This is a genomic window from Allostella sp. (assembly GCF_041913585.1).
In the GTDB taxonomy this organism is placed as follows: domain Bacteria; phylum Pseudomonadota; class Alphaproteobacteria; order ATCC43930; family Allostellaceae; genus Allostella.
The window spans coordinates 20,959-42,133 of sequence record NZ_JAYSFE010000010.1; the positions used below are offsets into that span (position 1 = coordinate 20,959).

Here is a 21,175-nt window from a genome sequence, read left to right on the forward strand (position 1 = left end):
CGCTCGACGGCGCCAACCAGGCCCGCACCACCCTCCAGGGCCAGCTCGACGCCCTCATGGCCGAGCGGGACGACCTCGGCCGGCGGCTCGCCGCGCGCACCGACGAGCGCGACCGCGTGCAGGCGGATCTGGCCGCCCGCTCGACCGAGCGCGACCGGCTCGCCCGCGACCTCGCCGAGACCGCGGCCCGGGCCACCGCCGCCGCCGCGGACCTGACGCGGCTCGAAGCGGCCCTCGCGGAGGCGCGCCGCACCGTGCAGGCGGACAAGGCGACGATCGAGACCCAGTTGCGCGACCTCGCCCGGCTGGCCCGCGACCTGGAGGCCCTGCGGACGCTGCGCGCCGACCTGGAGCGCCGCGTCGCCAACCTTTCGGCGACGCTGGCGGAGACGTCCCGGGTGGCGACCGAGATCGACGCCGAGCGCGCGCGGCGGGCCCGGGAGCAGGCCGAGCAGGCGACGGCGCTCGATGCCGCCCGCACCCGCGTCGCCGGCCTCGAGGAGCAGATACGCCGCCGCGAACAGACGCTGGGCGACAGCCAGCGCCGCATCGAGGCGCTCGGCGCCGAGAGCGAGGCGCGCGCCGCCGAGATCGCCCGGCTGGAGCGCCAGGTGCGCGAACTGGCGTCCGCCGTCGCCGAGCGCGACGCCCGCATCCGCGCCCTCACGGGTGCGCTCGACGACGAGACCGCCCGCCGGACCGCCGACCAGCGCGAGGCCGAGCGCACCGCGGGGGCGCTGCGCGACCGGACGAAGGAGCTGGAGGCGCGGCTGGCGGGCGAGCAGGAGCGCACGCTCCTCGCCCAGCGCACGATCGAGGAGAACGCCGTCCGCCTGCGGGCGCTGTTCCAGCAGACGGAGCGCGGCCAGCGCGAACTCGACGCCGAGCGCGAGGCGAGCCGGGCCAAGAGCGACGATCTCCGGGCGCTGTCGCTCCAGCTCGAGGGGCTGAAGGAGGAGCTGGCCCGGCTGAACACGGTGCTGGAGGCGTCGGAAACCCGCAATCGCGAGCAGCAGGTCCAGATCGTCGACCTCGGCAGCCGCCTCAACCAGGCGCTCGCCAGCAAGGTCGAGGAACTGTCGCGCTACCGCTCGGAGTTCTTCGGGCGGATGCGGGCGCTGCTCGGCGACCGGCCCGACGTCGAGATCGTCGGCGATCGCTTCGTGTTCCCGGCCGAGGTGCTGTTCGCCGTCGGCTCGCCCGACCTCAACGAGACCGGCAAGGCGCGGATGTCCGATCTCGCCCGCACGCTGAAGGAGATCGCGGCGACGATCCCGCCGGACCTGCCCTGGATCCTGCGCGTCGACGGCCATACCGACCGCACCCGGGTCCGCTCGCCCGTGTTCCGCAACAACTGGGACCTGTCGGCGGCGCGCGCGATCAACGTCGTGCAGTTCCTGATCGAGCAGGGCATCCCGCCCAACCGCCTGGCAGCGACCGGATTCGGGGAGTTCCAGCCGATCGACCCCGGCACCGGCGACGCCGCCTACGCCCGCAACCGCCGCATCGAGATGAAGCTGACCGAACGCTGACCCGGTCCGTCGCCGCCCTCAGTCGCCCACCCGCAGCGCGACGCAGAGGTCGGCCGCCAGCACCGCTTCCAGCCGTTCGCTGCCGCGCGTCGACACCCAGGCGCCCGCCGCCTCGTCGCGGCCGAAATGCCAGGCGCCGGAGCGCGGCGAGGACAGCCAGATCTCGCGGTTGGGCGCATGCTTGTTGACGACGAAGGTGCCGATGCCGGCCACCTCCAGGGTCAGGATGCCGTCCCGCAACTCGCCGTCGGCATCGGGGCAGGCGTCCTCGACGGCATCGAGCAGGCGCTCCAGCGTGCGGTCGGCGATGGCGGCGAACTGGCGCTCGTCGAGGGGCATGGCGGGTCTCCGGTCGCGGTCGGGGACCGGCACCATAGGGCGGCGGCGCGCGCCTTGCATCCCTGGCGGCCTTCCGATATAAGCCCGCGCTTCCGAGGAGCCCGACATGAAGCCAGACATCCATCCCGACTATCACGAGATCACGGTCATCATGACCGACGGCTCGACCTTCACCACCCGCTCCACCTGGGGCAAGCCGGGGGATTCGATGCGGCTCGACGTCGACACCAAGTCGCACCCGGCCTGGACCGGCGGTCAGGCGCGCCTGATCGACACCGGCGGCCAGCTCGCCCGCTTCAACAAGCGCTTTGCCGGCGTGGGCCTGCGGACCAAGGTCTGATCCGCGGGCGGCGGACAGGGTCTTGAACCCCGTCCGCCGGTCCCTAAATCCGATGAGCGTCGGATGCCCCGCTGGGGGTCCGGCGAAGGGTGGCCCAGCCCCGCGTGCGGGTGGGCCCGACCGTCCCTTTGCTCATTGGAGGCTGTGGACATGACCAATCTCGACTTCTCTCCGCTGTTCCGTTCCACCGTCGGCTTCGACCGGATGATGCGGTTGCTGGAGAGCGCGACCGGCGATTCGCCGTCCTACCCGCCCTACAACATCGAGAAGACCGGCGACGACGCCTACCGCATCACCATGGCGGTGGCGGGGTTCTCGGCCGCCGACCTCGAGGTCGTGGTGCGTGAGAACACGCTGACCGTGGTCGGGCGCGGCGCGCCGGAGACGGACGGCACCAAGTACCTGCATCGCGGCATCGCCCGGCGCGCCTTCGAGCGCCGCTTCGAGCTCGCCGACTCGATCAAGGTGGTCGGCTCGGCCCTCGACAACGGGCTGCTGCACATCGAGCTGAAGCGCGAGATCCCGGAATCCGCCAAGCCGCGGGTGATCCCGATCGCCGCCAAGGCGCCGCAGGCCTACATCGACCAGAAGGCCGCGTAAGCGCCGTCCGATCGTCCTCGCAACGCCCCGCCGGGAAACCGGCGGGGCGCTTTCGTCTCAGGGGACGGCGATGCGCGCCAGGGCCGCGCGCATCCCCGCCGGGATCGGCGTCGGCCGGCGCCCGTCGCGGTCGACGAAGACATGGACGAAATGGCCCTCGGCCGCCGCCTCGTCGTCGCCGGCCCGGAAGAGGCCGATCTCGTAGCGGACGCTGGAATTGCCGAGCCGGCCGACCCGCAGCCCGGCATCCACGGTCTCGGGATAGGCCAGCGCCTTGCGGTAGCGGCACATGCTCTCCGCGACGATGCCGATGACCGGGCCCAGGGCGAAGTCGAGCCCGCCCTCCTCGACCAGGTAGAGGTTCACCACCGTATCGAAGTACGAGTAGTAGACGACGTTGTTGACGTGCCCGTAGACGTCGTTGTCCATCCAGCGCGTCGGCACCGGACGGAAATGACGGTAGTCCGCCCGCCGCCCGATCGGCTCCCCTGCCATCGCCCTGCCCTCAGAGAACGCCGGCGAGCCCGGCCAGCGTCTCGTCCGGCCGCTCCACCATCACCATGTGCCCGCAGCCCGGCAGCACGACCATGCGCGCGCCGGCGATCGCGGCCGCCAGCGGCCGGGCGCGGATGGCCGGGGTCATGCGGTCGTCCTCGCCGAGCAGCAGCAGCGCCGGGCACGCGACGCGCGCCGCCGCCGCCAGCGCGCCGTCCCACGCGGCGCAGGCCTCGAGATCGCGCGCCAGCGTCTCCGGATCGGCCTCGCCGATGAGGCGGATGCCGCCGCCCACCATCCACAGCCCCGGCGCCTTGTGGCCGCCGAACTGCGCCCGGGTGCCGAAGCCCCAGGACGACATCAGTTCCGGCGCCGCCGGGCCGCCGGCACGGGCCGCCGCCACCAGGTCCGGATGCACCGGCATCTGCGGCGTCACGCCGACGAGAGCCAGCCCGCGGAAGCGCTCCGGAGCAAGGCCGACGGCGGCGAGCGCGGCCAGCGCCCCCATGCTGTGGCCGGCGATCCCCGCCCGCTCCGCCCCGACCGCGTCGAGCAGCGCCAGCACCCATTGGCCGAGTGCCGGGATCGTGCCGATTCCCGGCCCCGCCGAGCGACCGTGGCCGGGCAGGTCGACCGCCAGCACCGAGCGCCCGTGATGGGCGAGCCAGCGCGTCTGCAGCCCCCAGGCGGTGTGGTCCATGCCGGCCCCGTGCAGCAGCACGACCGGCGCCAGCGCCGGATCGAAGGGGCGGCCGCCGGTGGCGGCGAAGACCCGGCGGCCGTCGACCGAGATCTCCATCGCCGTCAGGCCCCCGCCCGCTGCGGTTCGGCCTGCGTCGCGCGTTCGGCGGCGCGCAGTGCCTGCTTCAGGTCGTCGAGGATGTCGGCCGCGTCCTCGAGCCCGACCGAGAGGCGGATCATGTCCTCGCCGACGCCCGCGGCCGCCAGCGCGGCGGCGTCGAGCTGCTGGTGGGTCGTGCTCGCCGGGTGGATGACGAGGCTCTTGGCGTCGCCGACGTTGGCGAGATGCGAGACGAGGCGCAGCCGGTCGATGAAGACGCGACCGGCCGCGCGGCCGCCCTTGATGCCGAAGGCGATCATGCTGCCCGCCCCCTTCGGCATCAGCCGCCCGGCCAGCGCATGGTCGGGATGGTCGGGCAGGTCGGGATGGCAGACCCAGGCGACCTGCGGCGCCGATCGCAGGAAATCGAGAACGGCGCGGGCGTTGGCGACGTGCCGCTCCATGCGCAGCGGCAACGTCTCGATGCCCTGGAGGATGTGGAAGGCGTTGGTCGGGGACATGGCGGCGCCGAAGTCGCGCAGCCCCTCGGCCCGGGCGCGCATGACGAAGGCCTGCGGCCCGTACTCCTCGGCGAAGTCGATGCCGTGATAGCCGGCATAGGGCTCGGTCAGGGTCGGGAAGCGGCCCGAGCCCTCCCAGTCGAAGCGGCCGCCGTCGACCAGCACGCCACCGATCGCGACGCCGTGCCCGCCCATCCACTTGGTCGCCGAATGCATGACGAGGTCGGCGCCGTGGTCGAGCGGCCGGCACAGGAACGGGGTCGAGAAGGTGGCGTCGACCAGGAGCGGCAGCCCGTGCGCATGGGCGACGGCGGCAATGCGGGGCAGGTCGGCGATCTCCAGCCCCGGATTGCCGACCGTCTCGACGAAGAGGAGCCGCGTCTCGGGACGGATCGCGGCGGCGAAGGCGTCCGGATCGCGCGGCGGCACGAACGTCGTCGTGATGCCGAAGCGCGGCAGGGTGAGCTTCAGGAGGTTGATGCTGCCGCCATAGAGCGAGGCGGCGGCGACGATGTGGCCACCCGCATCCATGAGCGTCGCGATCGCGAGATGGAGCGCCGCCTGGCCGCTGGCGGTGCAGACCGCCCCGACGCCGCCCTCGAGCGCCGCGATCCGCTCCTCCAGCACCGCGACCGTCGGGTTGGAGATGCGCGAGTAGATGTGCCCCGGCCGTTCGAGGTTGAACAGCGAGGCGGCATGGTCGGTGCTCTGGAAGACGAAGGACGTGGTCTGGTAGATGGGCACGGCGCGGGCGCCGTGGACCGGATCGGGCTGCTGGCCCGCATGCAGACTGAGCGTATGGAATCCCGGAAACCTGGCGTCGGCCATCGTCTGCATCCTCGGGTCGTCGGGCCGGCACCATACACGGGGCGGCCGCCCGGCCGGAAGGGCGCGGCTGCCGGTCCGCCGGCATGATCCTGGCCGGCATCGACGGCAGCCGCGGCGGCTGGATCGCGGTGCTGCACGACCGCGGCGCCGGAACCTGGCGCACCGAGGTCGCGGCGTGCTGGACCGACCTGCCGGCGGCCGACCGCCTGGCCGTCGACATGCCGATCGGGCTCCCCGACGGCGGACGGCGGGGCTGCGACTTCGCCGCCCGCCGCCTGCTCGGGCCGCGGCGCGGCGCCAGCGTCTTCATCGGCCTGCGCCGGCCGCTGCTCGGCTTCCGGACCTATGCCGAGGCCAATGCCTGGGCCAAGGCGGACGGCGCCGGCCTCGCCAAGCAGGCATGGTTCCTGCTGCCGAAGATCCGGGAGATCGATCGCGCCGTCGCGCCCGAGGACCAGGACCGCATCCACGAGTGCCACCCGGAGCTGGCCTTCCTGCGGCTCGGCGGCGGGCCGATCGCCGAGAGCAAGCGGACGCCCGAGGGGCTCGCCATCCGCCGGGCCCTGCTGGAGGACGCCGGCGTGCCGATCGCCTCCCTGCTGGCGGGGCTCGACCGCCGCCGGGCGGCACCGGACGACCTGCTCGACGCCGCTGCGCTGGCGCTGACCGCCGGCCGCATCGCGGACGGGCAGGCGACCTGCCTCGCCGCCGCTCCGCCCCGCGACGCCCGCGGCCTCAGGATGGAAATCTGGTACTGAGGGCCGGCCCGGCCAGCCAGGCGGCGAGTTCGTCCATGGTCCGGTGGACGTGGCCGGCGCCGGCGGCCCGCAGGCGGTCGCCCAGTTCGGGGTCGGCATGGCCGCCGCCGACGAAGCCGACGACCGGCATCCCCGCCCGCCGCGCCGCATTCGTGCCCGCGACCGAATCCTCGACCACCAGGCAATCCGCCGGGTCGGCCCCCATCTGCGAGGCGGCGTAGAGGAAGACGTCGGGCGCCGGCTTGCCGCGCCGCACCTGGCTCGCCGAGAAGACATGGTCGCCGAAGAGGTCGAGGAGGCCCGCCGTCGCCAGGTTGCGGCGCAGCATCGGCAGGCCGGTCGAGGACGCGACGCAGGCGGCGTGGCCGAGCGGCCCCAGTCCGCGCACCGTCGCCGCCGCGCCCGACACGGCGGTCAGTTCGCTGGCGAAGCGGCGATGGCATTCGGCCTGGATGCGCTCGAAATGGCCGTCCGGCAGGTCCAGGCCGTGGTCGGCCGCGAGCGTCGCCCAGACGTCGCGGTGGCGGATGCCGGTGAAGCGCCGTGCGATCTCGGCCGGTGCCATCGCCACCCCGAACTCGGCCAGCGCAGCCGAGTCGATGGCGCAGTAGAGGACCTCGGAATCGACCAGCACGCCGTCGCAGTCGAAGATCACCAGCATCGCCGGTCAGCCCCGCAGGCGGTCGAGTTCGGCCAGCGCGTCGAGCACCGCGCCGGGGGCCTCCTGCGGCAGGAAGTGGCCGGCGACCGGCACCACATGGCGCCGGTAGGGGCCGGTGAAGAAGCGGGCATGGCCCGCCGAATCCTCGGGCGGGCTGACGCCGTCGGCCGCGCCGTGCAGGACGACCGTCGGCACGCCGATCGCCGGCTGCATCGCGAGCTGCCGCTCGATCTCCTCCAGCGCCGGGTCGCCCGGGGCCGCGCCGTAACGGTGGCGATAGGACTGGACGGAGACGGCGACGAAGTCGGGATTGTCGAAGGCGACGGCGGTGCGCTCGAAGGTCGCGTCGTCGAAGGTCCAGTTGGGCGACCACAGGCGCCACAGCAGCCGGCAAAGCTCGCGCCGGTTGCGCTCCAGCCCGGCGACCCCGCGGTCGGTGTGGAGATACCACTGGTACCAGTAGCGATATTCCTGCAGGGCAGAGGCCGGCCGGCCGGCGCGGGCGATGTTCTGGATGTTGTAGCCGTTGATCGACACCAGCCCCTGCACCCGCTCCGGCCACAGGGCGGCGACGACGCAGCAGGCGCGGCCGCCCCAGTCGTAGCCGGCGAGGTCGGCGCGATCGACGCCGAGCGCGTCCATCAGCGCCCGCAGGTCGGCGCCGAGTGCCGCCTGCTGCCCGGAGCGCGGCGTCGCCGCGTCGAGGAAGCGCGTCGGGCCGTAGCCGCGCAGCCACGGCACGATCACCCGCCGCCCCTGTGCCGCCAGCGGTCCGACGACGCCGTCCCAGGCATGCACGTCGTCCGGGAAGCCGTGCATCAGGAAGACCGGTGCGCCATCGGCGGGCCCGTGCTCGCGGTAGGCGATCTCGAGGGCCGGGGTCCGTGCGGTCTTCATCGCCGTCCCATCCGTCCGTCAGCGGCGGAAGACGGATTCGGCGGCGCTGCGATGGCCGCGCTTGGCCGCGATCGCTTGGCGCACCCGGGCAATCTCGGCCTCCAGTTCGCCGATATAGGCTTCGAGCTCGTCGACCGACATCGGATCGAGGAGGCGCGGTGCCGGCCTGGCCGGCCGGGGCGGCAGATCTTCGGGATCGAATGCGGGCATGGCGGGTCTTGTCCTCCGGAACGGGCCATACTATCCGGGAACCGAACAGCGGAAACCCTCGGAGGATGCCCCCGCCATGGCCGACCTGCCACAGACCATGCGCGCCGTCGAGATCGTGCGACCCGGCGGCCCCGAGGTGCTGGTGCCGACGACGCGGCCGGTGCCGCAGCCGGGGCCGGGCGAAGTCCTGATCCGGGTCGCCGCGGCCGGGATCAACCGCCCCGACGTCCTGCAGCGCAAGGGCGGCTACGCACCGCCGCCCGGGGCGTCGGACCTGCCCGGTCTGGAGGCGGCCGGAACGGTGGCCGCCGTCGGCCCGGACGCCGGCCGCTGGCAGCCGGGCGACGCGGTCTGCGCGCTCGTCGCCGGCGGCGGCTATGCCGAATATTGCGTCGCGCCGGCGCCGCAGTGCCTGCCGGTCCCGGCCGGCCTGACGATGGTCGAGGCGGGCGCGGTGCCCGAGACCTTCTTCACCGTCTGGACCAACGTCTTCGAGCGCGGGCGGCTGCAGGCGGGCGAGCGGCTGCTCGTCCATGGCGGATCGAGCGGCATCGGCACGACCGCGATCCAGATGGCGAAGGCGCTGGGCGCCACCGTCTATGCGACCGCCGGCAGCGCCGAGAAGTGCGCCGCCTGCACCGCGCTCGGGGCCGACCTCGCCATCGACCACACCCGCGACGACTTCGTCGCGCGCGTCGCCGAGGCGACCAGCGGCCAGGGGGTCGACGTCATCCTCGACATGGTGGGCGGCGACTACACGGCGCGCAACCTGGAAGCGCTGGCGGTCGAGGGCCGGCTGGTGCAGATCGCCTTCCTGCGTGGCAGCAGGGTGCAGCTCGACCTCGAACCCGTGATGCGCAAGCGGCTGACCCTGACCGGCTCGACGCTGCGACCGCGGACGGTCGCCCAGAAGGGCGCGATCGCGGCCGCCCTCGAGACCCGCGTCTGGCCGCTGCTGGCCGCCGGGCGCCTGAAGCCGCCGATCTTCCGCACCTTCCCGCTGGCGGAGGCCGCCGCCGCCCATGCCCTGATGGAGTCCAACGCGCACATCGGCAAGATCGTGCTGGAGGTCTGAGCAGCCGGCACGTCCGATGGCAGGCAGCCCGGGGGCCGAGGCCGCACCCTTCGACGAGGCCCACTATCGCCGGCAGCTCCCCGCGCCGGCCGGCGCGGGCGTCCTCTTCGAGCATTACCGGGCGCAGGGCTGGCGAGCGGGGCTCGACCCGCACCCGCTCTTCCGCACGCGCCACTACCTGGACCATGTCCCGGCGGCGGCCCTGGGCGGTCTCGACCCGCTGAGCCACTTCATGCGGGTCGGCGCGGCGGCCGGGATTCCGTTCCATCCCTGTTTCGATGTCGGCCACTACCGGGCCCAGCTCGGACGGGCGGAGGCGGAGGCCGAAGCCAACCCGCTCGCGCACTATCTCGCCGTCGGCGCGGCGCGCGGCCTGGTGCCCTGTCCGATCTTCGACGCCAGGCACTACCGGCAGGAGGCCGGCGACGACCCGGCGGCGGCGGCCGACCCCCTGTCGCACTATCTCGCCGAGGGCTGGCGTCGCGGCCTCGCCCCCCATCCCTTTTTCGACCCCGACTGGTACATGGCGCAGCCGGGCTCGGGCCGACACAGTCCGATCCCGCTGGTCGACTTCCTGCTGACCCCGCCCGGCCAGCGCAACCCGCCCCAGGCCCTGGCCGACCCGGGGCACGGGCGGGACCTGCTGGCGGCGGGTCTCTGCCGCCATGCCGAGACGATGGCCGGAGGCTCCGGCCGCCTTGCCGTGGCGCTCGGCGGCATCCGGTCCGAGGGCTGGTTCGCCCGCGACGGCGGGTCGGCCGGCGCCTATCTCGCCGGCCGGCGCCGGCATCGCGCCGCCGGCCGCCGCCGCGTCGTCTTCGTCGGCCACGACGCCGGCCGCGCCGGCGCCCAGATCCTCCTGCTGCGCCTGGTCGAGCATGCCGCGGCGAGTGGGCTGGTCGAGCCCTTCGTCATCCTCGCCGGCGGCGGCCCGCTGACCGACGCCTATGCCCGCGCCGCCCACGTGGTCCAGGCGCGGCCGGGCGAGCCGGCCGGGACGGTTGTCGACCGGCTGCTCGCCCGTCTCGCCGACGAACCGCCGGCGGGCGTCGTCGTCAGCACCGTCGTGACCCCCGCCTACGTCGCCGCCTTCGCCGCGGCCGGGCATCCGCCGGACGTGCTGGTCTACGAGATGGCCGAGATGTACCCGGCCGAGACCCAGCGCCAGATCGCCCGTCATGCCCGGCGGCTGATCTTCGGCTCCCACGCCGCGGAGGCGCAGTTCCGGCGGCGGGTGGAGGTGCCGTGCCGGGGCGAGGTCATCCATGCCGGCAGCACCCTGGCGCCGACCGGGGCGCCCGATGCCGACGGCGAGCCGGTCGTCCTCGGCTGCGGCACCATCTCCTGGCGCAAGGGCGTCGACCGCTTCCTCGACGTGGCGCAGCGGACCGTCGCCGCCCTCGGCAACGAGGTCCCCGTCCGCTTCCGCTGGGTCGGCCAGCGCGTCGGCGTCGCCGACGGCGGCGCCGACTTCTGGGTCGAGTACGACGCACGGCGCCTCGCCCTCGGCGACCGCTTCGCCTTCGTCGACGAGGTCGGCGACATGGCGCCGCTCTATGCCGGTGCGGCGATGCTGCTGTGCCCCTCGCGCGCCGACACGTTCCCGGGCGTGGTGCTGGAAGCGATGGCGTCGGCGCGGCCGGTCGTCACCTTCGCCGACAGCGGCGGTGCCCCCGAGGCGCTCGCCGACGGCGCCGGCATCGTCGTCCCCTACGGCGACACCGCGGCGATGGCCGATGCGGTGGTGCGGCTGCTGCGCGACCCCGACCTGCGCCGGCGGATCGGCGCGCGCGCCCGGGCACGGGTCGCCGAGCGCCACCGCTTCCCCGACTACGCCGCCGCCATCCTGCAGCCCCTGGTGCCGGCGCTCCGCGCCGACCGGATGGACGGGACGCCGATGGAGCCGGTGACGGCGCCGGTCGTTCCGGAACCCGTGGCCGCGCCGGAACCGGCGGCCGAATCGGCACCGGCCGGCGACCGCCGGCTCGACCCGGCCCGCCATTCCGTCCTGGTGGTCGCGGACGGGAGCGATCCGGAGGCGGCGGTGCTGGCCTTGAACCTGGCCGCCTTCCTGCGCCGCGGCCGCAACCTCGTGCTGATGCTCGCCGACGGACCGGACCACGCGGCTGCGGCCCGCGCCGCCGCCGACGTCGTGCTCGCCGCCGATGCGGCCATGCTGCGCGACGCCGGCGGCATCCGGGAGAAGCTGCGGCAGGCGGTCGAGCGCTTCGCGCTGCGGCGGGCGATCCTGGTGGGCGACCTGCCGACGGCGGTGGCGGCGACGCTCGCCGGCTGCTTCCTGCCCTGCGTCCTGGTGCCGACCCGCATCTCCGACCCGGGTCCGCTGGCGGAGGCCCTGCTTTGGGTGCAGGCCGCGGTCGCCACCTCCCCCGCGATCGCCCGCGCGGTGGCGGAGGCACATCCCGGCCGGCCGGCCGAGGACATCCGCGCCTGGCCGGCCGGGCGATCGCGCATCTGGACCGACGCCGGTCCCGGGCGCTTCGCCGCCGCCGAACGCCTGCGCGCGGCGCTCGCCGGCGGCGACGGGCGCGGCGTCCTGGTGCTCGGCAGCGGCGCCCCGACGCTGGAGGGCGGCATCGACCTCTTCCTGCGCACGGCCGCCGGGCTGGCCGGCCCGGGCGCCCCGCGCTTCGCCTGGGTCTGCAGCCCCGGCACGGACATCGGACCGCGCTGGACGGCGCTCCGCCGGCGGATCGCGGCGTCGCCCCGCCACCGCCACGTCCTGCTCCGGGACGCCGCGCCCTCGCTGGAGCCGGCCTTCGAGGCGGCGGACCTGTTCCTGGCGACCGCACGGTCCGACGGCATCCCCCTGGCGGCGGCAGGTGCGATGGAGCACGGACTGCCGGTCGTCGCCTTTGCCGGGAGCGGCGCCCTCGCCGAACTCCTGGCGGGAGATCCCGAGGCTGCACGGGGGCTGGTGCCGGCGCTCGACACCACGGCCGCCGCAGCCCTCGTCCGGCATCTCGCGACGATGGCGTCGGCGCGGTCGCCGCTGGCGGCGGCGGCGAAGCGGCTCGCGGCCGCATTCCCGGCGATGGCGGACTGGGCCGAGCGGATCGACCGCCTGGCGGCCGGCCGGATGGCGGCCGCGAGCGCCGAGCGCCGCGACGCGCTGACGATCCTGGACGACGCGGAGTTCGACCTCGAGGAGTTCGCCGGCGACGCCGGGGCGGACCGGGCGGCGGCCGTGCTGCGCCATGTCCGCTCGTGGCGCTGCCGGCAGGGCCTGCGACGGCCGGCGCCCGGCATCCATCCCGGGCTGCTGCCGGCGGGGCCGGACGCCGAGGACCCCTATGCCGCCCACATCCGTGCCGGGCGGCCGCCCGCGCCCGGCCGGCGACCGCTGATCCGCCCGGCCCCGCCCGACCGCCGCCCGAACGGCCGCGGGGCCGGCCCGTCCGCCGCCCTGCACCTGCATCTCTACCATGTCGACCAGGCCCCCGACCTCCTCCGGCGGGTTGCCGCCAACGGCCGGCGCTGCGACCTGATCCTGACCACCGACACCGCCGCCAAGGCGCGCGAGATCGAGTGGGCGGCGGCGGAGCTCGCCGGCCGGCGGGTGCGCATCCTGGTCCTGCCGAACCGCGGCCGCGACATCGGCGCCTTCCTGACCGGCCTCGGGCCGGCGGTGCTCGGCGAGTACGAGGTCGTCGGACATGTCCACGGCAAGAAGACGGAGCACAAGCCGCGCGCGGTCGTGGAACCGTGGCGGGAGCGGCTGCTGCAGTTCCTCCTCGGCCCCGCGCATCCAATGATGGACCGCATCCTGGCCGCCTTCGCGGACGATCCCGGGCTCGGGCTCGTCTATCCCGACGATCCCGACGCGCTGGGCTGGGAGATGCCGGTCTCGGGCGGCCTGCCGCCCGACCTGCGCACCAACCGTCCGGCCGCGCAGCTGCTCGCCCGGCGGCTCGGCTGGGAGGGCCTGCCGGAGGCGTTCGACTTCCCGGCCGGCAGCATGTTCTGGGCCCGCACGGCCGCCTTGCGTCCGCTCCTCGACCTCGGCCTCGGCTGGGACGACTATCCGCCGGAGCCGGTCGCCGAGAACGCCACCGTCCTGCACGCGCTGGAGCGGCTCTTCTGCATCGTCGCGGAACGGGCGGGCTACCGGATTGCCGCCAGCCATGTGCCGGGATTCCCCCGCTGACCGGTTGCGCCGCGGCGCAGACCGCTTCCATGGCGCGCGGCCACCGCCTATATAGCGGCGCATCAGGACAGCAACGACCCGAAGGCGGACCCTCTAGGGCGGGGACGAACCGGGAGGCGCAACCAGAAGGAATCGGTCCGATGACCCTGCCGCTGATGCCGAAGGCCACCGCCGTCTGGCTGGTCGAGAACACGGCGCTCACCTTCCAGCAGATCGCCGACTTCTGCGGGCTGCACGAGCTCGAGGTGCAGGCGATCGCCGACGGCGAGGTGGCGGCGGGCATGCAGGGCTGGGATCCGGTCGGCAACGGCCAGCTGACCCGGGAGGAGATCGCCCGCTGCGAGGCCGACCCGGCGCTGCGCCTCAAGCTCGTCAAGGCGAACATCCCGCTGCCGCAGGCCAAGGGCAAGGGGCCGCGCTACACCCCGATCAGCCGCCGCCAGGACAAGCCGAACGCCATCGCCTGGCTGATCCGGACCCATCCGGAACTGTCCGACGCACAGGTCTCCAAGCTGATCGGCACGACCAAGCCGACCATCGAGAAGATCCGCGACCGCACCCACCCCGAGAGCCAGAACATCAAGCCGCAGCATCCGGTGACGCTGGGGCTGTGCACCCAGGTGGAGCTGGATTCGGCGCTGGCCCGCGCCCAGAAGAACCGCCCCGCCGCGCAGCCGCTGGACGACATCGGGGAGGAGGAGCAGCCCTACTGAGCGGGCCTGCTCCCGCCGGGCCCTATTCGCGGACCGGCACCGTGTAGTTGAGGCCGATCCGGCCGCCGTCGGCGATGATGGTCTGGCCGGTGATGTAGCTCGCGTCCTCGCTCGCCAGGAACAGCGCCACGGCGGCGATCTCCTCCGGCTCGCCGCAGCGGCCGAGCGGGGTGCGGGAGAGGATGCGGCGGCGCGCCTCCTGGTCCGTCATCAGGACCTTCAGCATGTCGGTGGCGATGCTGCCGGGGCCGATCGCGTTGACCCGCACGCCCTTGTCGGCGAGCGCCAGCGCCATCGCGTTGGTGAGCTGGCTGACGCCGGCCTTGCTGACGACATAGGGGACGGCCGTCGGGATCGCCAGGCGCGCCGTCACCGACGAGAGGTTGACGATGCTGCCGCGCGAGCCGTCCGCCTCGAACTGCCGCACCATCCGCCGGGCCACCGCCTGGCCGACCAGGAAGGTGCCCTTGAGGTTGACGCGCAGCACCCGGTCGAAATCCGCCTCTTCGAGGTCGAGAAATTCGGCCGCGTGGAGGATTCCGGCGTTGTTGACCAGGATGTCGACGCGACCGAAGCGCGCGACCGTGGCCGCCACCAGCGCCTCGGCCGAAGCCGCGTCGCCGACGTCGCAGAACTGGAACTCGGCGCCCAGCGCGGCGGCGGCGGCCCGGCCGCGCGCCTCGCCGATGTCGGCCAGCATCACCCGCGCCCCCTCCGCGACGAAGCGCGTGGCGATCGCGAGGCCGATGCCCTGGGCAGCGCCGGTGACGATCGCGACCTTGTTCTCGAGACGCATGGGTGGCTCCTGTCGGTTCCGCGTGGGCCGGCGAGCCTAGCCCGTCGATCGGCCCTCGACCAACCGTCGCCGCGCGTCCTATGGATGGCGCCGTGCCGCAGCCTTTCCCGGACCCCTCGCCCATGTCCCTGCCCGACGGCTACTTCGACGTTCCCGCCGGCAAGCTCGCCGCCGTCGTCACCGCGCTCGAGATGACGGCGCCCGCGGCGCCCCGGCCCGACCCCGCGCCGGCGCCGTGGCGCCTGCGCGCCGAGGCGCGGCCCGACCTCGCCTGGTACCGCGACCTCTACCGCCGGATCGGCGAGGACTGGCTGTGGTTCTCGCGCCTGCGCATGTCCGACGCCGAACTCGCCACGATCCTGCACGACCCCCGGGTCGAGGTGTTCGCGCTCGTCGCCGGCGGCCGCGACGAAGGGCTGCTGGAACTCGACTGGCGCGTTCCCGGCGAGTGCGAACTGGCGTTCTTCGGCGTGACCGCCGCCGAGATCGGTACCGGCGCCGGCCGCTGGATGATGAACCGGGCGATCCCGCGCGCCTGGACCCGCCCGATCCGCCGCTTCTGGGTCCACACCTGCACGCTCGACCATCCGGGCGCGCTCGACTTCTACCGGCGCTCCGGCTTCGTGCCCTACCGCCGCCAGGTCGAGATCGCCGACGATCCGCGGCTCCTCGGCCAGTCGCCGCGGACGGCCGCGGCGCACGTCCCCGTCGTCTAGGACCTGGCGTAGCCGATGCCGGCGAGCGCGCCCCTGATCTCGTCGAGGGCGACCGGATCGTCGATGGTCGCCGGCATCCGGTAGTCCTCGCCGTCGGCGATCGCGCGCATGGTGCCGCGCAGGATCTTGCCGGAGCGGGTCTTGGGCAGGCGCTGGACGACGACCGCCGTCTTGAAGGCGGCGACCGGGCCGATCAGGTCGCGCACGCGCTGCACCACCTCGCGCGCCACCGCGTCGGCGTCGCGCCCGGCGCCCGCCTTCAGCACCAGCAGGCCGAGCGGCACCTGGCCCTTGAGCGCGTCGGCGACGCCGATCACGGCGCATTCGGCGACATCGGGATGGCCGGCCAGCACCTCCTCCATCGCCCCGGTCGACAGGCGGTGGCCGGCGACGTTGATGATGTCGTCGGTGCGCGACATGACATGGACGTAGCCGTCGGCGTCGACGAAGCCGGCGTCGCCGGTCTGGTAGTAGCCGGGGAAGGCCGCGAGGTAGGACTGGCGGAAGCGCGCCTCGGCGTTCCACAGGGTCGGCAGCGCGCCGGGCGGCAGGGGAAGGCGGATGGCGAGCGCGCCGACGTCGCCCGCCGGCATCTCCCGGCCCTCGGCGTCGAGGCAGCGCACGTCCCAGCCCGGCACCGCGACCGTGGGCGAGCCGGGCTTCACCGGCATCAGCCCGAGCCCGAGGCAGTTGGCGGCGATCGGCCAGCCGGTCTCGGTCTGCCACCAATGGTCGATGACCGGCAGGCGCAGCAGGTCCTGGGCCCATTCCACGGTCGGCGGGTCGGCGCGCTCGCCGGCGAGAAAGAGGGCGCGCAGCCGCCCGGTGCCGTGGCGGGCGAGCAGGCGCCCCTCCGGGTCCTCGCGTTTGATCGCCCGGAAGGCGGTCGGGGCGGTGAACATGACCGAGACGTCGTGCTCGGCCACGACCCGCCAGAAGGCGCCGGCATCGGGCGTGCCGACCGGCTTGCCCTCGTAGAGGATGGTGGTGGCCCCGGTCAGCAGCGGCGCATAGACGATGTAGGAATGGCCGACCACCCAGCCGACGTCCGACGCGGTGAACATCACCTCGCCGGGCGCGACGGCGTAGATGTTGGCCATGCTCCAGCGCAGCGCCACGGCATGGCCGCCATTGTCCCGGACGATGCCCTTGGGCTGCCCGGTCGTGCCGGAGGTGTAGAGGATGTAGAGCGGGTCGGTGGCGGCGACCGGCACGCAGGGATGGGGGCGGGCCGCCGCCTCGGCCTCTTCCCAGGCGAGGTCGCGGCCGGGCACCAGCGCGGCCGCCAGCATCGGGCGCTGCAGGACGATGCAGCGCTCGGGCGGCGCCTTGGCCAGCCGGATCGCCTCGTCGAGCAGCGGCTTGTAGGGGACGATCCGCGCCACCTCGATGCCGCAGGAGGCGGAGACGACCACCTTCGGCCGGGCATCGTCCAGCCGCGTCGCCAGTTCCGCCGCGGCGAAGCCGCCGAAGACGACCGAATGGATGGCGCCGAGCCGGGCGCAGGCGAGCATCGCGATCGCCGCCTCCGGCACCATCGGCATGTAGATGACGACGCGGTCGCCCTTGGCGACGCCCTCGGCCGCGAGCGCGCCGGCGAACCGCGCCACCCGGTCGCGCAGCTCACGATAGGTGTAGGTGCGGACGGTGCCGCTGACCGGGCTGTCGTAGACGAGCGCCGGCTGGTCGCCGCGGCCGCCCTCGACATGGCGGTCGAGCGCGTTCCAGCAGGTGTTGAGCACGCCGTCGCCGAACCAGCGGCCGGTGCCGTTCTCCAGCCGCTCCAGGACCCGGGTCGGCCGGCGCATCCAGTCGATCGCGTCGGCGGCCTCGCCCCAGAACCCGTCCGGATCGGCGAGCGAGCGCCGGTGGGCGTCGTGATAGCGGCTGGTCATGGTCCGGCCTTCCCGTCTAAATGGCGATCCCCCGCCGGGACGGGTCGTTGCCCGCCGGTCCGGCGAACCGGATAGTGGATCACCCTGCCCGCGCCTGCCAAGGCGCCGGCGCCGGAGGATACGTCGGCCGATGCACACCAACCCCTACGAGCTGCACCTCGACCGCAACCCCGCCAACCATGCGCCGCTGACCCCACTCGGCTTCCTCGAGCGCGCCGCCCAGGTCCATCCGCAGCGGACGGCCGTCGTCCATGGCGCGATCCGCCGCACCTGGGCCGAGACCGAGGCGCGGTGCCGGCGGCTGGCCGGTGCGCTCGCCGCCCGCGGCATCGGCAAGGGCGACACGGTCGCCGTCATGGCGCCCAACATCCCGGCCCTGTTCGAGGCGCATTTCGGGGTACCGATGACGGGCGCCGTCCTCAACGCCCTCAACGTCCGGCTCGATGCCGAGATGATCGCCTTCATCCTCGACCATGGCGAGGCCCGGGTGCTGCTCACCGACCGCGAGTTCGCCCCGACGGTGGCGAAGGCGCTGGAGCTGGTGGCGCACCGGCCGATCGTCATCGACATCGACGACCCGCTCGGGCCGGGCGGCGCCCTGCTGGGCGAGATGGAGTACGAGGCGTTCCTCGCGACCGGCGACCCCGACTTCGCCTGGTCGCCGCCGGCCGACGAGTGGGATGCGATCGCCCTCAACTACACCTCGGGCACCACCGGCAACCCCAAGGGCGTCGTCTATCACCATCGCGGCGCCTACCTGAACGCCATGGGCAACGTGCTCGTCTGGGCCATGCCGCACCATCCGGTCTACCTGTGGACGCTGCCGATGTTCCACTGCAACGGCTGGTGCTTCCCGTGGACGGTGACGGCGCTGGCCGGGACCCATGTCTGCCTGCGCCGGGTCGAGGCGCGGGCGATCTACGCCGCCATCGCCGACCACGGCGTCACCCATCTCTGCGGCGCGCCCATCGTCATGAACATGCTGATCCATGCCGACGCGGCCGAGCGCCGGGCACTGCCGGGACCCGTCCGGCTGATGACCGCCGCAGCACCTCCGCCCGCCGCCGTCATCGCGGCGATGGAGCAGCAGGGCTTCCACATCACCCATGTCTACGGCCTGACCGAAGTCTACGGGCCGGCCGTCGTCTGCGACTGGCACTCGGAATGGGACCAGCTGCCGAGCGAGGAACAGGCCCGCCTCAAGTCCCGCCAGGGCGTGCGCTACCCGGTCCTGGAGGGGTTGATGGTGGCCGACCCCGCGACCCTGGCGCCGGTGCCTTCGGACGGGGTCACCATGGGCGAGGTCTTCATGCGCGGGAACATCGTCATGAAGGGCTATCTCAAGAACCCGCGGGCGACGGACGAGGCGTTCGACGGCGGCTGGTTCCATACCGGGGACCTCGGCGTCCGCCACCCGGACGGCTATGTCGAGCTCAAGGACCGCTCCAAGGACATCATCATCTCGGGCGGCGAGAACATCTCGACGATCGAGGTCGAGGGGGTCCTCTACCGCCATCCGGCGGTGCTGGAGGCCGCCGTGGTCGCCCGCCCCGACCCGCACTGGGGCGAGACGCCTTGCGCCTTCGTCACCCTGAAGGACGGCCGGACGGCGACCGCGGAAGAGATCATCGACTTCGCCCGCGCCAACCTCGCGCGCTTCAAGGTGCCGAAGACGGTGGTCTTCGGGCCGCTGCCGAAGACCTCGACGGGCAAGGTGCAGAAATACGCGCTGCGCGACCGGGCGCGGTCACTGGGCTGACGGCCGCGACGCGGTCACCCGGCGAACGGCCGTGACGCGGCCAGGGCCGCCGCCAGCGTCGTGCGCAGTTCGTCGATCTCGAAGGGCTTGGCCAGCAGTCGGACATAGCCGGACGGCCCGGCGGCGGTGCGCCATGCCGAATCCGCCGACAGCCCGATCACCGGCACGTCGCGGCTCGGGCCCGGGGCGGCGCGCAGGCGCGCGACCACCGACGGCCCGGACAGCAGCGGCAGGTTCGCGTCGATCAGCAGCACCGCGAAGGCGCGGTCGCCGAGCAGCGCCAGCGCCGCCGCACCGTCGGGCGCCTCGGAGACGTCCAGCCCCCAGCGCTGCAGCAGCGTGACCAGGAGCAGCCGCGTCGTCGGATCGTCCTCGACCACCAGCGCCCGTCCTTCGAGGACGGGCGGCGCGGCCTCGCCGGGATGCACCGTCGGCGCCGCCCGCACCGCGGTAGTGAACCAGAAGCGGCTGCCGCCGCCCGAACGCGATTCGACGCCGACCGTCCCGCCGAGCGCCTCCGCCAACCGTTTGCAGATCGACAGGCCGAGGCCGCTGCCGCCGCGCCGGCGCGGGTCGCCGTCGATCTGGCGGAACGGCGCGAAGAGGCGCGCCTGGGCATGGGCCGACATGCCGATGCCGGTATCGGCGACCTCGATGCGCAGGCCCAGGCCGTCGGGCCACGGCTCGGCCGAGACCCGGATCGCGACCGAGCCGCGGTCGGTGAACTTGATCGCGTTCGACACGAGGTTGAGCAGCACCTGCCGCGTCTTGCCCTCGTCGCCCGTCACCGCCGCCGGCAGGTCGGGCGCGAACTCGACCCGGAGGTCGAGCCGCTTATCCAGCGCCAGGGCGCGGAAGAGCGCCGCCGCCTCCCCCGCCAGGCGGCGCGGATCGAACGACGTGTCGTGGCGCTCGATGCCGCCCAGTTCGACCTGCGAGTAATCCAGGATCTGGTCGAGCATGCCGAGCAGCGAGGCGGTCGAGCGTCGCATCGCGTCCAGGTACCGGCGGTGCTCCGGTGCGAGCGGCGCGTCGGCCAGCAGGTCGGCCATGCCGAGAATCCCGGTGAAGGGCGTCCGCAGCTCGTGGCTGACCATCGCCAGGAACTCGGTCTTGGCGCGGTCGGCGGCCTCGGCGCGCTCGCGCGCCGCGCGCAGCTCGTCGGCCATCCGCTCGAGCTCGTCGCTGCGCCGCTGCAGGGCGGCGTGGGCCGCGGCCAGGTCGCGCTCGCGCTCCTTGAGGAGCGTGATGTCGGTCCGCAGGCCGACCTTGAGGCCGCTCGGCGTCCGCGCCTGGTGGATGACGATCCAGCGTCCGTCGGGAAGCTGGCGCTCGGCGCCCTCGCGCGCGCCCTCGCGGTGGCGCCGCAGGATCGCCTCCGGATCGCGGCGCTCCTCCTCCGGGAAATTGCGGTAGTCGCCCGCACGCATCCCCGCCTCGACGATGGCGCGGATGCTGGCGCCCGGCACGATCGTCGGCGCCTGTCCCGGGAACATGCGCCGCACCGGATCGTTGGCGAGGATCACGCGGTCGTCGCCGTCGATCAGGACGAAGCCGTTGTCCAGGCTCTCGATCGCCTCGATCAGCCGCAGCTCGGCCTGCTTCTGTGCCGTGACGTCGGTATGGATCACCACCTTCCCGCCGTCGGCGGTGGCGCGCTCGCCGACCAGGATGTGCCGCCCGTCGACGAGCTCCAGCGTGTAGGGACTGCCGGCCGGAAGCGACCATTCCTGGCGCCGGCGCGCGATCAGCGCCCGGCGCTTCTCGTCGTCGCCGCCGACCACCTCGCGGGCGACGCGGTCGACGAGCTCCGCCATGGTGCGGCCCTCGAGCGGCAGCAGCTCCACCAGGACGGGATAGAGCTCCAGGATCCGCCGGTTGTGGAAGAGCACCCGCTCCGCGGCATCGTAGAGCAGGAACCCGTCGCGCAGGTTCTCGACGGCATCCAGGATCTGCGCGTCGGTGACGAACCGCGCGGAATCGGGGATCGGGCAGGGATCGGAGGGTGGCGACGTCATCGGCGATCCGACAGGCAAGACAGACTCCACGCCGGGCCGGCGGAGGGCGCAACCACAGGGGGATCGCGCCCCG

At 73.9% G+C, this 21,175-nt stretch carries 19 protein-coding genes; 9 read left to right on the forward strand and 10 right to left on the reverse strand.

Features of this window, described 5'->3' with window-relative positions:
- Positions 1 to 1,532, forward strand: a 1,532-nt coding sequence (locus ACE3Q3_RS03445; protein WP_374441830.1) for a peptidoglycan -binding protein, incomplete at its 5' end; no start/stop codon positions are given.
- An 18-nt stretch (positions 1,533 to 1,550) separates the two neighbouring features.
- Here ACE3Q3_RS03445 and cyaY read toward each other — a convergent pair.
- The gene (gene cyaY, locus ACE3Q3_RS03450) at positions 1,551 to 1,871 is read right to left on the reverse strand and encodes an iron donor protein CyaY (RefSeq protein WP_374441833.1); all 321 of its coding nucleotides are present in this window, start codon (positions 1,869 to 1,871) and stop codon (positions 1,551 to 1,553) included.
- 106 nt (positions 1,872 to 1,977) lie between these two features.
- Here cyaY and rpmE point away from each other — a divergent pair, with 106 nt between their 5' ends.
- Together rpmE and ACE3Q3_RS03460 are read left to right on the forward strand one after the other, a co-directional pair.
- A complete protein-coding gene (gene rpmE, locus ACE3Q3_RS03455; RefSeq protein ID WP_374441836.1) occupies positions 1,978 to 2,211 on the forward strand; it encodes a 50S ribosomal protein L31 in 234 nt (77 codons plus the stop codon).
- A 150-nt stretch (positions 2,212 to 2,361) separates the two neighbouring features.
- Positions 2,362 to 2,811 (forward strand): Hsp20 family protein, encoded by a 450-nt coding sequence (locus ACE3Q3_RS03460; RefSeq protein ID WP_374441839.1) that lies wholly within the window; start codon positions 2,362 to 2,364, stop codon positions 2,809 to 2,811.
- Positions 2,812 to 2,868: 57 nt separating this feature from the next.
- Here the strand turns inward: ACE3Q3_RS03460 and ACE3Q3_RS03465 are convergent, their stop codons facing one another.
- The 3 genes from ACE3Q3_RS03465 to ACE3Q3_RS03475 are packed head-to-tail and all read right to left on the reverse strand — an operon-like array spanning position 2,869 to position 5,436.
- On the reverse strand, positions 2,869 to 3,306 hold the full coding sequence (locus ACE3Q3_RS03465; protein WP_374441842.1) for an acyl-CoA thioesterase: 438 nt from the start codon (positions 3,304 to 3,306) through the stop codon (positions 2,869 to 2,871).
- A gap of 10 nt (positions 3,307 to 3,316) precedes the next feature.
- Positions 3,317 to 4,105 (reverse strand): alpha/beta fold hydrolase, encoded by a 789-nt coding sequence (locus ACE3Q3_RS03470; RefSeq protein WP_374441845.1) that lies wholly within the window; start codon positions 4,103 to 4,105, stop codon positions 3,317 to 3,319.
- A gap of 5 nt (positions 4,106 to 4,110) precedes the next feature.
- Positions 4,111 to 5,436, reverse strand: a complete 1,326-nt coding sequence (locus tag ACE3Q3_RS03475; protein ID WP_374441847.1) for an O-acetylhomoserine aminocarboxypropyltransferase — start codon at positions 5,434 to 5,436, stop codon at positions 4,111 to 4,113.
- Between the two features lie 83 nt (positions 5,437 to 5,519).
- Between ACE3Q3_RS03475 and ACE3Q3_RS03480 the strand changes: the two genes are divergently transcribed.
- Positions 5,520 to 6,194, forward strand: a complete 675-nt coding sequence (locus ACE3Q3_RS03480; RefSeq protein ID WP_374441849.1) for a DUF429 domain-containing protein — start codon at positions 5,520 to 5,522, stop codon at positions 6,192 to 6,194.
- Here the strand turns inward: ACE3Q3_RS03480 and ACE3Q3_RS03485 are convergent.
- Genes ACE3Q3_RS03485 through ACE3Q3_RS03495 form a run of 3 tightly spaced genes read right to left on the reverse strand, consistent with a single transcriptional unit; the run spans position 6,172 to position 7,962 of the window.
- A complete protein-coding gene (locus tag ACE3Q3_RS03485; RefSeq protein ID WP_374441851.1) occupies positions 6,172 to 6,855 on the reverse strand; it encodes an HAD family hydrolase in 684 nt (227 codons plus the stop codon). The two genes, ACE3Q3_RS03480 and ACE3Q3_RS03485, sit on opposite strands and share 23 nt — an antisense overlap.
- Positions 6,856 to 6,861: 6 nt before the next feature.
- On the reverse strand, positions 6,862 to 7,752 hold the full coding sequence (locus tag ACE3Q3_RS03490) for an alpha/beta fold hydrolase (RefSeq protein ID WP_374441854.1): 891 nt from the start codon (positions 7,750 to 7,752) through the stop codon (positions 6,862 to 6,864).
- 18 nt (positions 7,753 to 7,770) lie between these two features.
- A complete protein-coding gene (locus ACE3Q3_RS03495) occupies positions 7,771 to 7,962 on the reverse strand; it encodes a DUF1192 domain-containing protein (RefSeq protein WP_374441857.1) in 192 nt (63 codons plus the stop codon).
- Between the two features lie 76 nt (positions 7,963 to 8,038).
- On the opposite strand from ACE3Q3_RS03495, the gene ACE3Q3_RS03500 reads away from it, so the two are divergent.
- The 3 genes from ACE3Q3_RS03500 to ACE3Q3_RS03510 all read left to right on the forward strand — a co-directional run bounded on the left by ACE3Q3_RS03500 (position 8,039) and on the right by ACE3Q3_RS03510 (position 13,918).
- Entirely contained in the window at positions 8,039 to 9,037 is a 999-nt protein-coding gene (locus ACE3Q3_RS03500) for an NAD(P)H-quinone oxidoreductase (protein ID WP_374441859.1), read from the forward strand.
- A gap of 16 nt (positions 9,038 to 9,053) precedes the next feature.
- A complete protein-coding gene (locus ACE3Q3_RS03505) occupies positions 9,054 to 13,205 on the forward strand; it encodes a rhamnan synthesis F family protein (RefSeq protein WP_374441862.1) in 4,152 nt (1,383 codons plus the stop codon).
- Positions 13,206 to 13,345: 140 nt separating this feature from the next.
- On the forward strand, positions 13,346 to 13,918 hold the full coding sequence (locus ACE3Q3_RS03510) for a DUF1013 domain-containing protein (RefSeq protein ID WP_374441865.1): 573 nt from the start codon (positions 13,346 to 13,348) through the stop codon (positions 13,916 to 13,918).
- A 22-nt stretch (positions 13,919 to 13,940) separates the two neighbouring features.
- Here ACE3Q3_RS03510 and ACE3Q3_RS03515 read toward each other — a convergent pair whose 3' ends face one another.
- Positions 13,941 to 14,714, reverse strand: a complete 774-nt coding sequence (locus ACE3Q3_RS03515; RefSeq protein ID WP_374441868.1) for an SDR family NAD(P)-dependent oxidoreductase — start codon at positions 14,712 to 14,714, stop codon at positions 13,941 to 13,943.
- A 122-nt stretch (positions 14,715 to 14,836) separates the two neighbouring features.
- Between ACE3Q3_RS03515 and ACE3Q3_RS03520 the strand changes: the two genes are divergently transcribed.
- Complete coding sequence (locus ACE3Q3_RS03520) at positions 14,837 to 15,430, forward strand: GNAT family N-acetyltransferase (RefSeq protein WP_374441871.1); 594 nt, start codon at positions 14,837 to 14,839, stop codon at positions 15,428 to 15,430.
- On the opposite strand, the gene ACE3Q3_RS03525 is transcribed toward ACE3Q3_RS03520, so the two are convergent.
- Positions 15,427 to 17,325 carry a propionyl-CoA synthetase gene (locus ACE3Q3_RS03525; protein WP_374441873.1) on the reverse strand — a complete coding sequence of 633 codons (1,899 nt, stop codon included), beginning with the start codon at positions 17,323 to 17,325 and terminating at the stop codon, positions 15,427 to 15,429. The genes ACE3Q3_RS03520 and ACE3Q3_RS03525 overlap by 4 nt on opposite strands.
- 130 nt (positions 17,326 to 17,455) lie before the next feature.
- On the opposite strand from ACE3Q3_RS03525, the gene ACE3Q3_RS03530 reads away from it, so the two are divergent.
- Complete coding sequence (locus ACE3Q3_RS03530; RefSeq protein WP_374441876.1) at positions 17,456 to 19,084, forward strand: acyl-CoA synthetase; 1,629 nt, start codon at positions 17,456 to 17,458, stop codon at positions 19,082 to 19,084.
- 14 nt (positions 19,085 to 19,098) lie between these two features.
- Here the strand turns inward: ACE3Q3_RS03530 and ACE3Q3_RS03535 are convergent, their stop codons facing one another.
- Positions 19,099 to 21,102 (reverse strand): PAS-domain containing protein, encoded by a 2,004-nt coding sequence (locus tag ACE3Q3_RS03535; protein WP_374441879.1) that lies wholly within the window; start codon positions 21,100 to 21,102, stop codon positions 19,099 to 19,101.
- Positions 21,103 to 21,175: the final 73 nt, after the last annotated feature.

Coding starts and splice junctions, on each gene's coding strand:
- ACE3Q3_RS03480 (WP_374441849.1), top strand. CDS start 5,520: ATGATCCTGGCCGGCATCGACGGCAGCCGCGGCGGCTGGATCGCGGTG.
- ACE3Q3_RS03490 (WP_374441854.1), bottom strand. CDS start 7,752: ATGAAGACCGCACGGACCCCGGCCCTCGAGATCGCCTACCGCGAGCAC.
- ACE3Q3_RS03515 (WP_374441868.1), bottom strand. CDS start 14,714: ATGCGTCTCGAGAACAAGGTCGCGATCGTCACCGGCGCTGCCCAGGGC.
- ACE3Q3_RS03500 (WP_374441859.1), top strand. CDS start 8,039: ATGGCCGACCTGCCACAGACCATGCGCGCCGTCGAGATCGTGCGACCC.
- ACE3Q3_RS03460 (WP_374441839.1), top strand. CDS start 2,362: ATGACCAATCTCGACTTCTCTCCGCTGTTCCGTTCCACCGTCGGCTTC.
- ACE3Q3_RS03535 (WP_374441879.1), bottom strand. CDS start 21,102: ATGACGTCGCCACCCTCCGATCCCTGCCCGATCCCCGATTCCGCGCGG.
- ACE3Q3_RS03475 (WP_374441847.1), bottom strand. CDS start 5,436: ATGGCCGACGCCAGGTTTCCGGGATTCCATACGCTCAGTCTGCATGCG.
- ACE3Q3_RS03485 (WP_374441851.1), bottom strand. CDS start 6,855: ATGCTGGTGATCTTCGACTGCGACGGCGTGCTGGTCGATTCCGAGGTC.
- rpmE (WP_374441836.1), top strand. CDS start 1,978: ATGAAGCCAGACATCCATCCCGACTATCACGAGATCACGGTCATCATG.
- ACE3Q3_RS03465 (WP_374441842.1), bottom strand. CDS start 3,306: ATGGCAGGGGAGCCGATCGGGCGGCGGGCGGACTACCGTCATTTCCGT.
- ACE3Q3_RS03510 (WP_374441865.1), top strand. CDS start 13,346: ATGACCCTGCCGCTGATGCCGAAGGCCACCGCCGTCTGGCTGGTCGAG.
- ACE3Q3_RS03520 (WP_374441871.1), top strand. CDS start 14,837: ATGTCCCTGCCCGACGGCTACTTCGACGTTCCCGCCGGCAAGCTCGCC.
- ACE3Q3_RS03505 (WP_374441862.1), top strand. CDS start 9,054: ATGGCAGGCAGCCCGGGGGCCGAGGCCGCACCCTTCGACGAGGCCCAC.
- cyaY (WP_374441833.1), bottom strand. CDS start 1,871: ATGCCCCTCGACGAGCGCCAGTTCGCCGCCATCGCCGACCGCACGCTG.
- ACE3Q3_RS03470 (WP_374441845.1), bottom strand. CDS start 4,105: ATGGAGATCTCGGTCGACGGCCGCCGGGTCTTCGCCGCCACCGGCGGC.
- ACE3Q3_RS03495 (WP_374441857.1), bottom strand. CDS start 7,962: ATGCCCGCATTCGATCCCGAAGATCTGCCGCCCCGGCCGGCCAGGCCG.
- ACE3Q3_RS03525 (WP_374441873.1), bottom strand. CDS start 17,325: ATGACCAGCCGCTATCACGACGCCCACCGGCGCTCGCTCGCCGATCCG.
- ACE3Q3_RS03530 (WP_374441876.1), top strand. CDS start 17,456: ATGCACACCAACCCCTACGAGCTGCACCTCGACCGCAACCCCGCCAAC.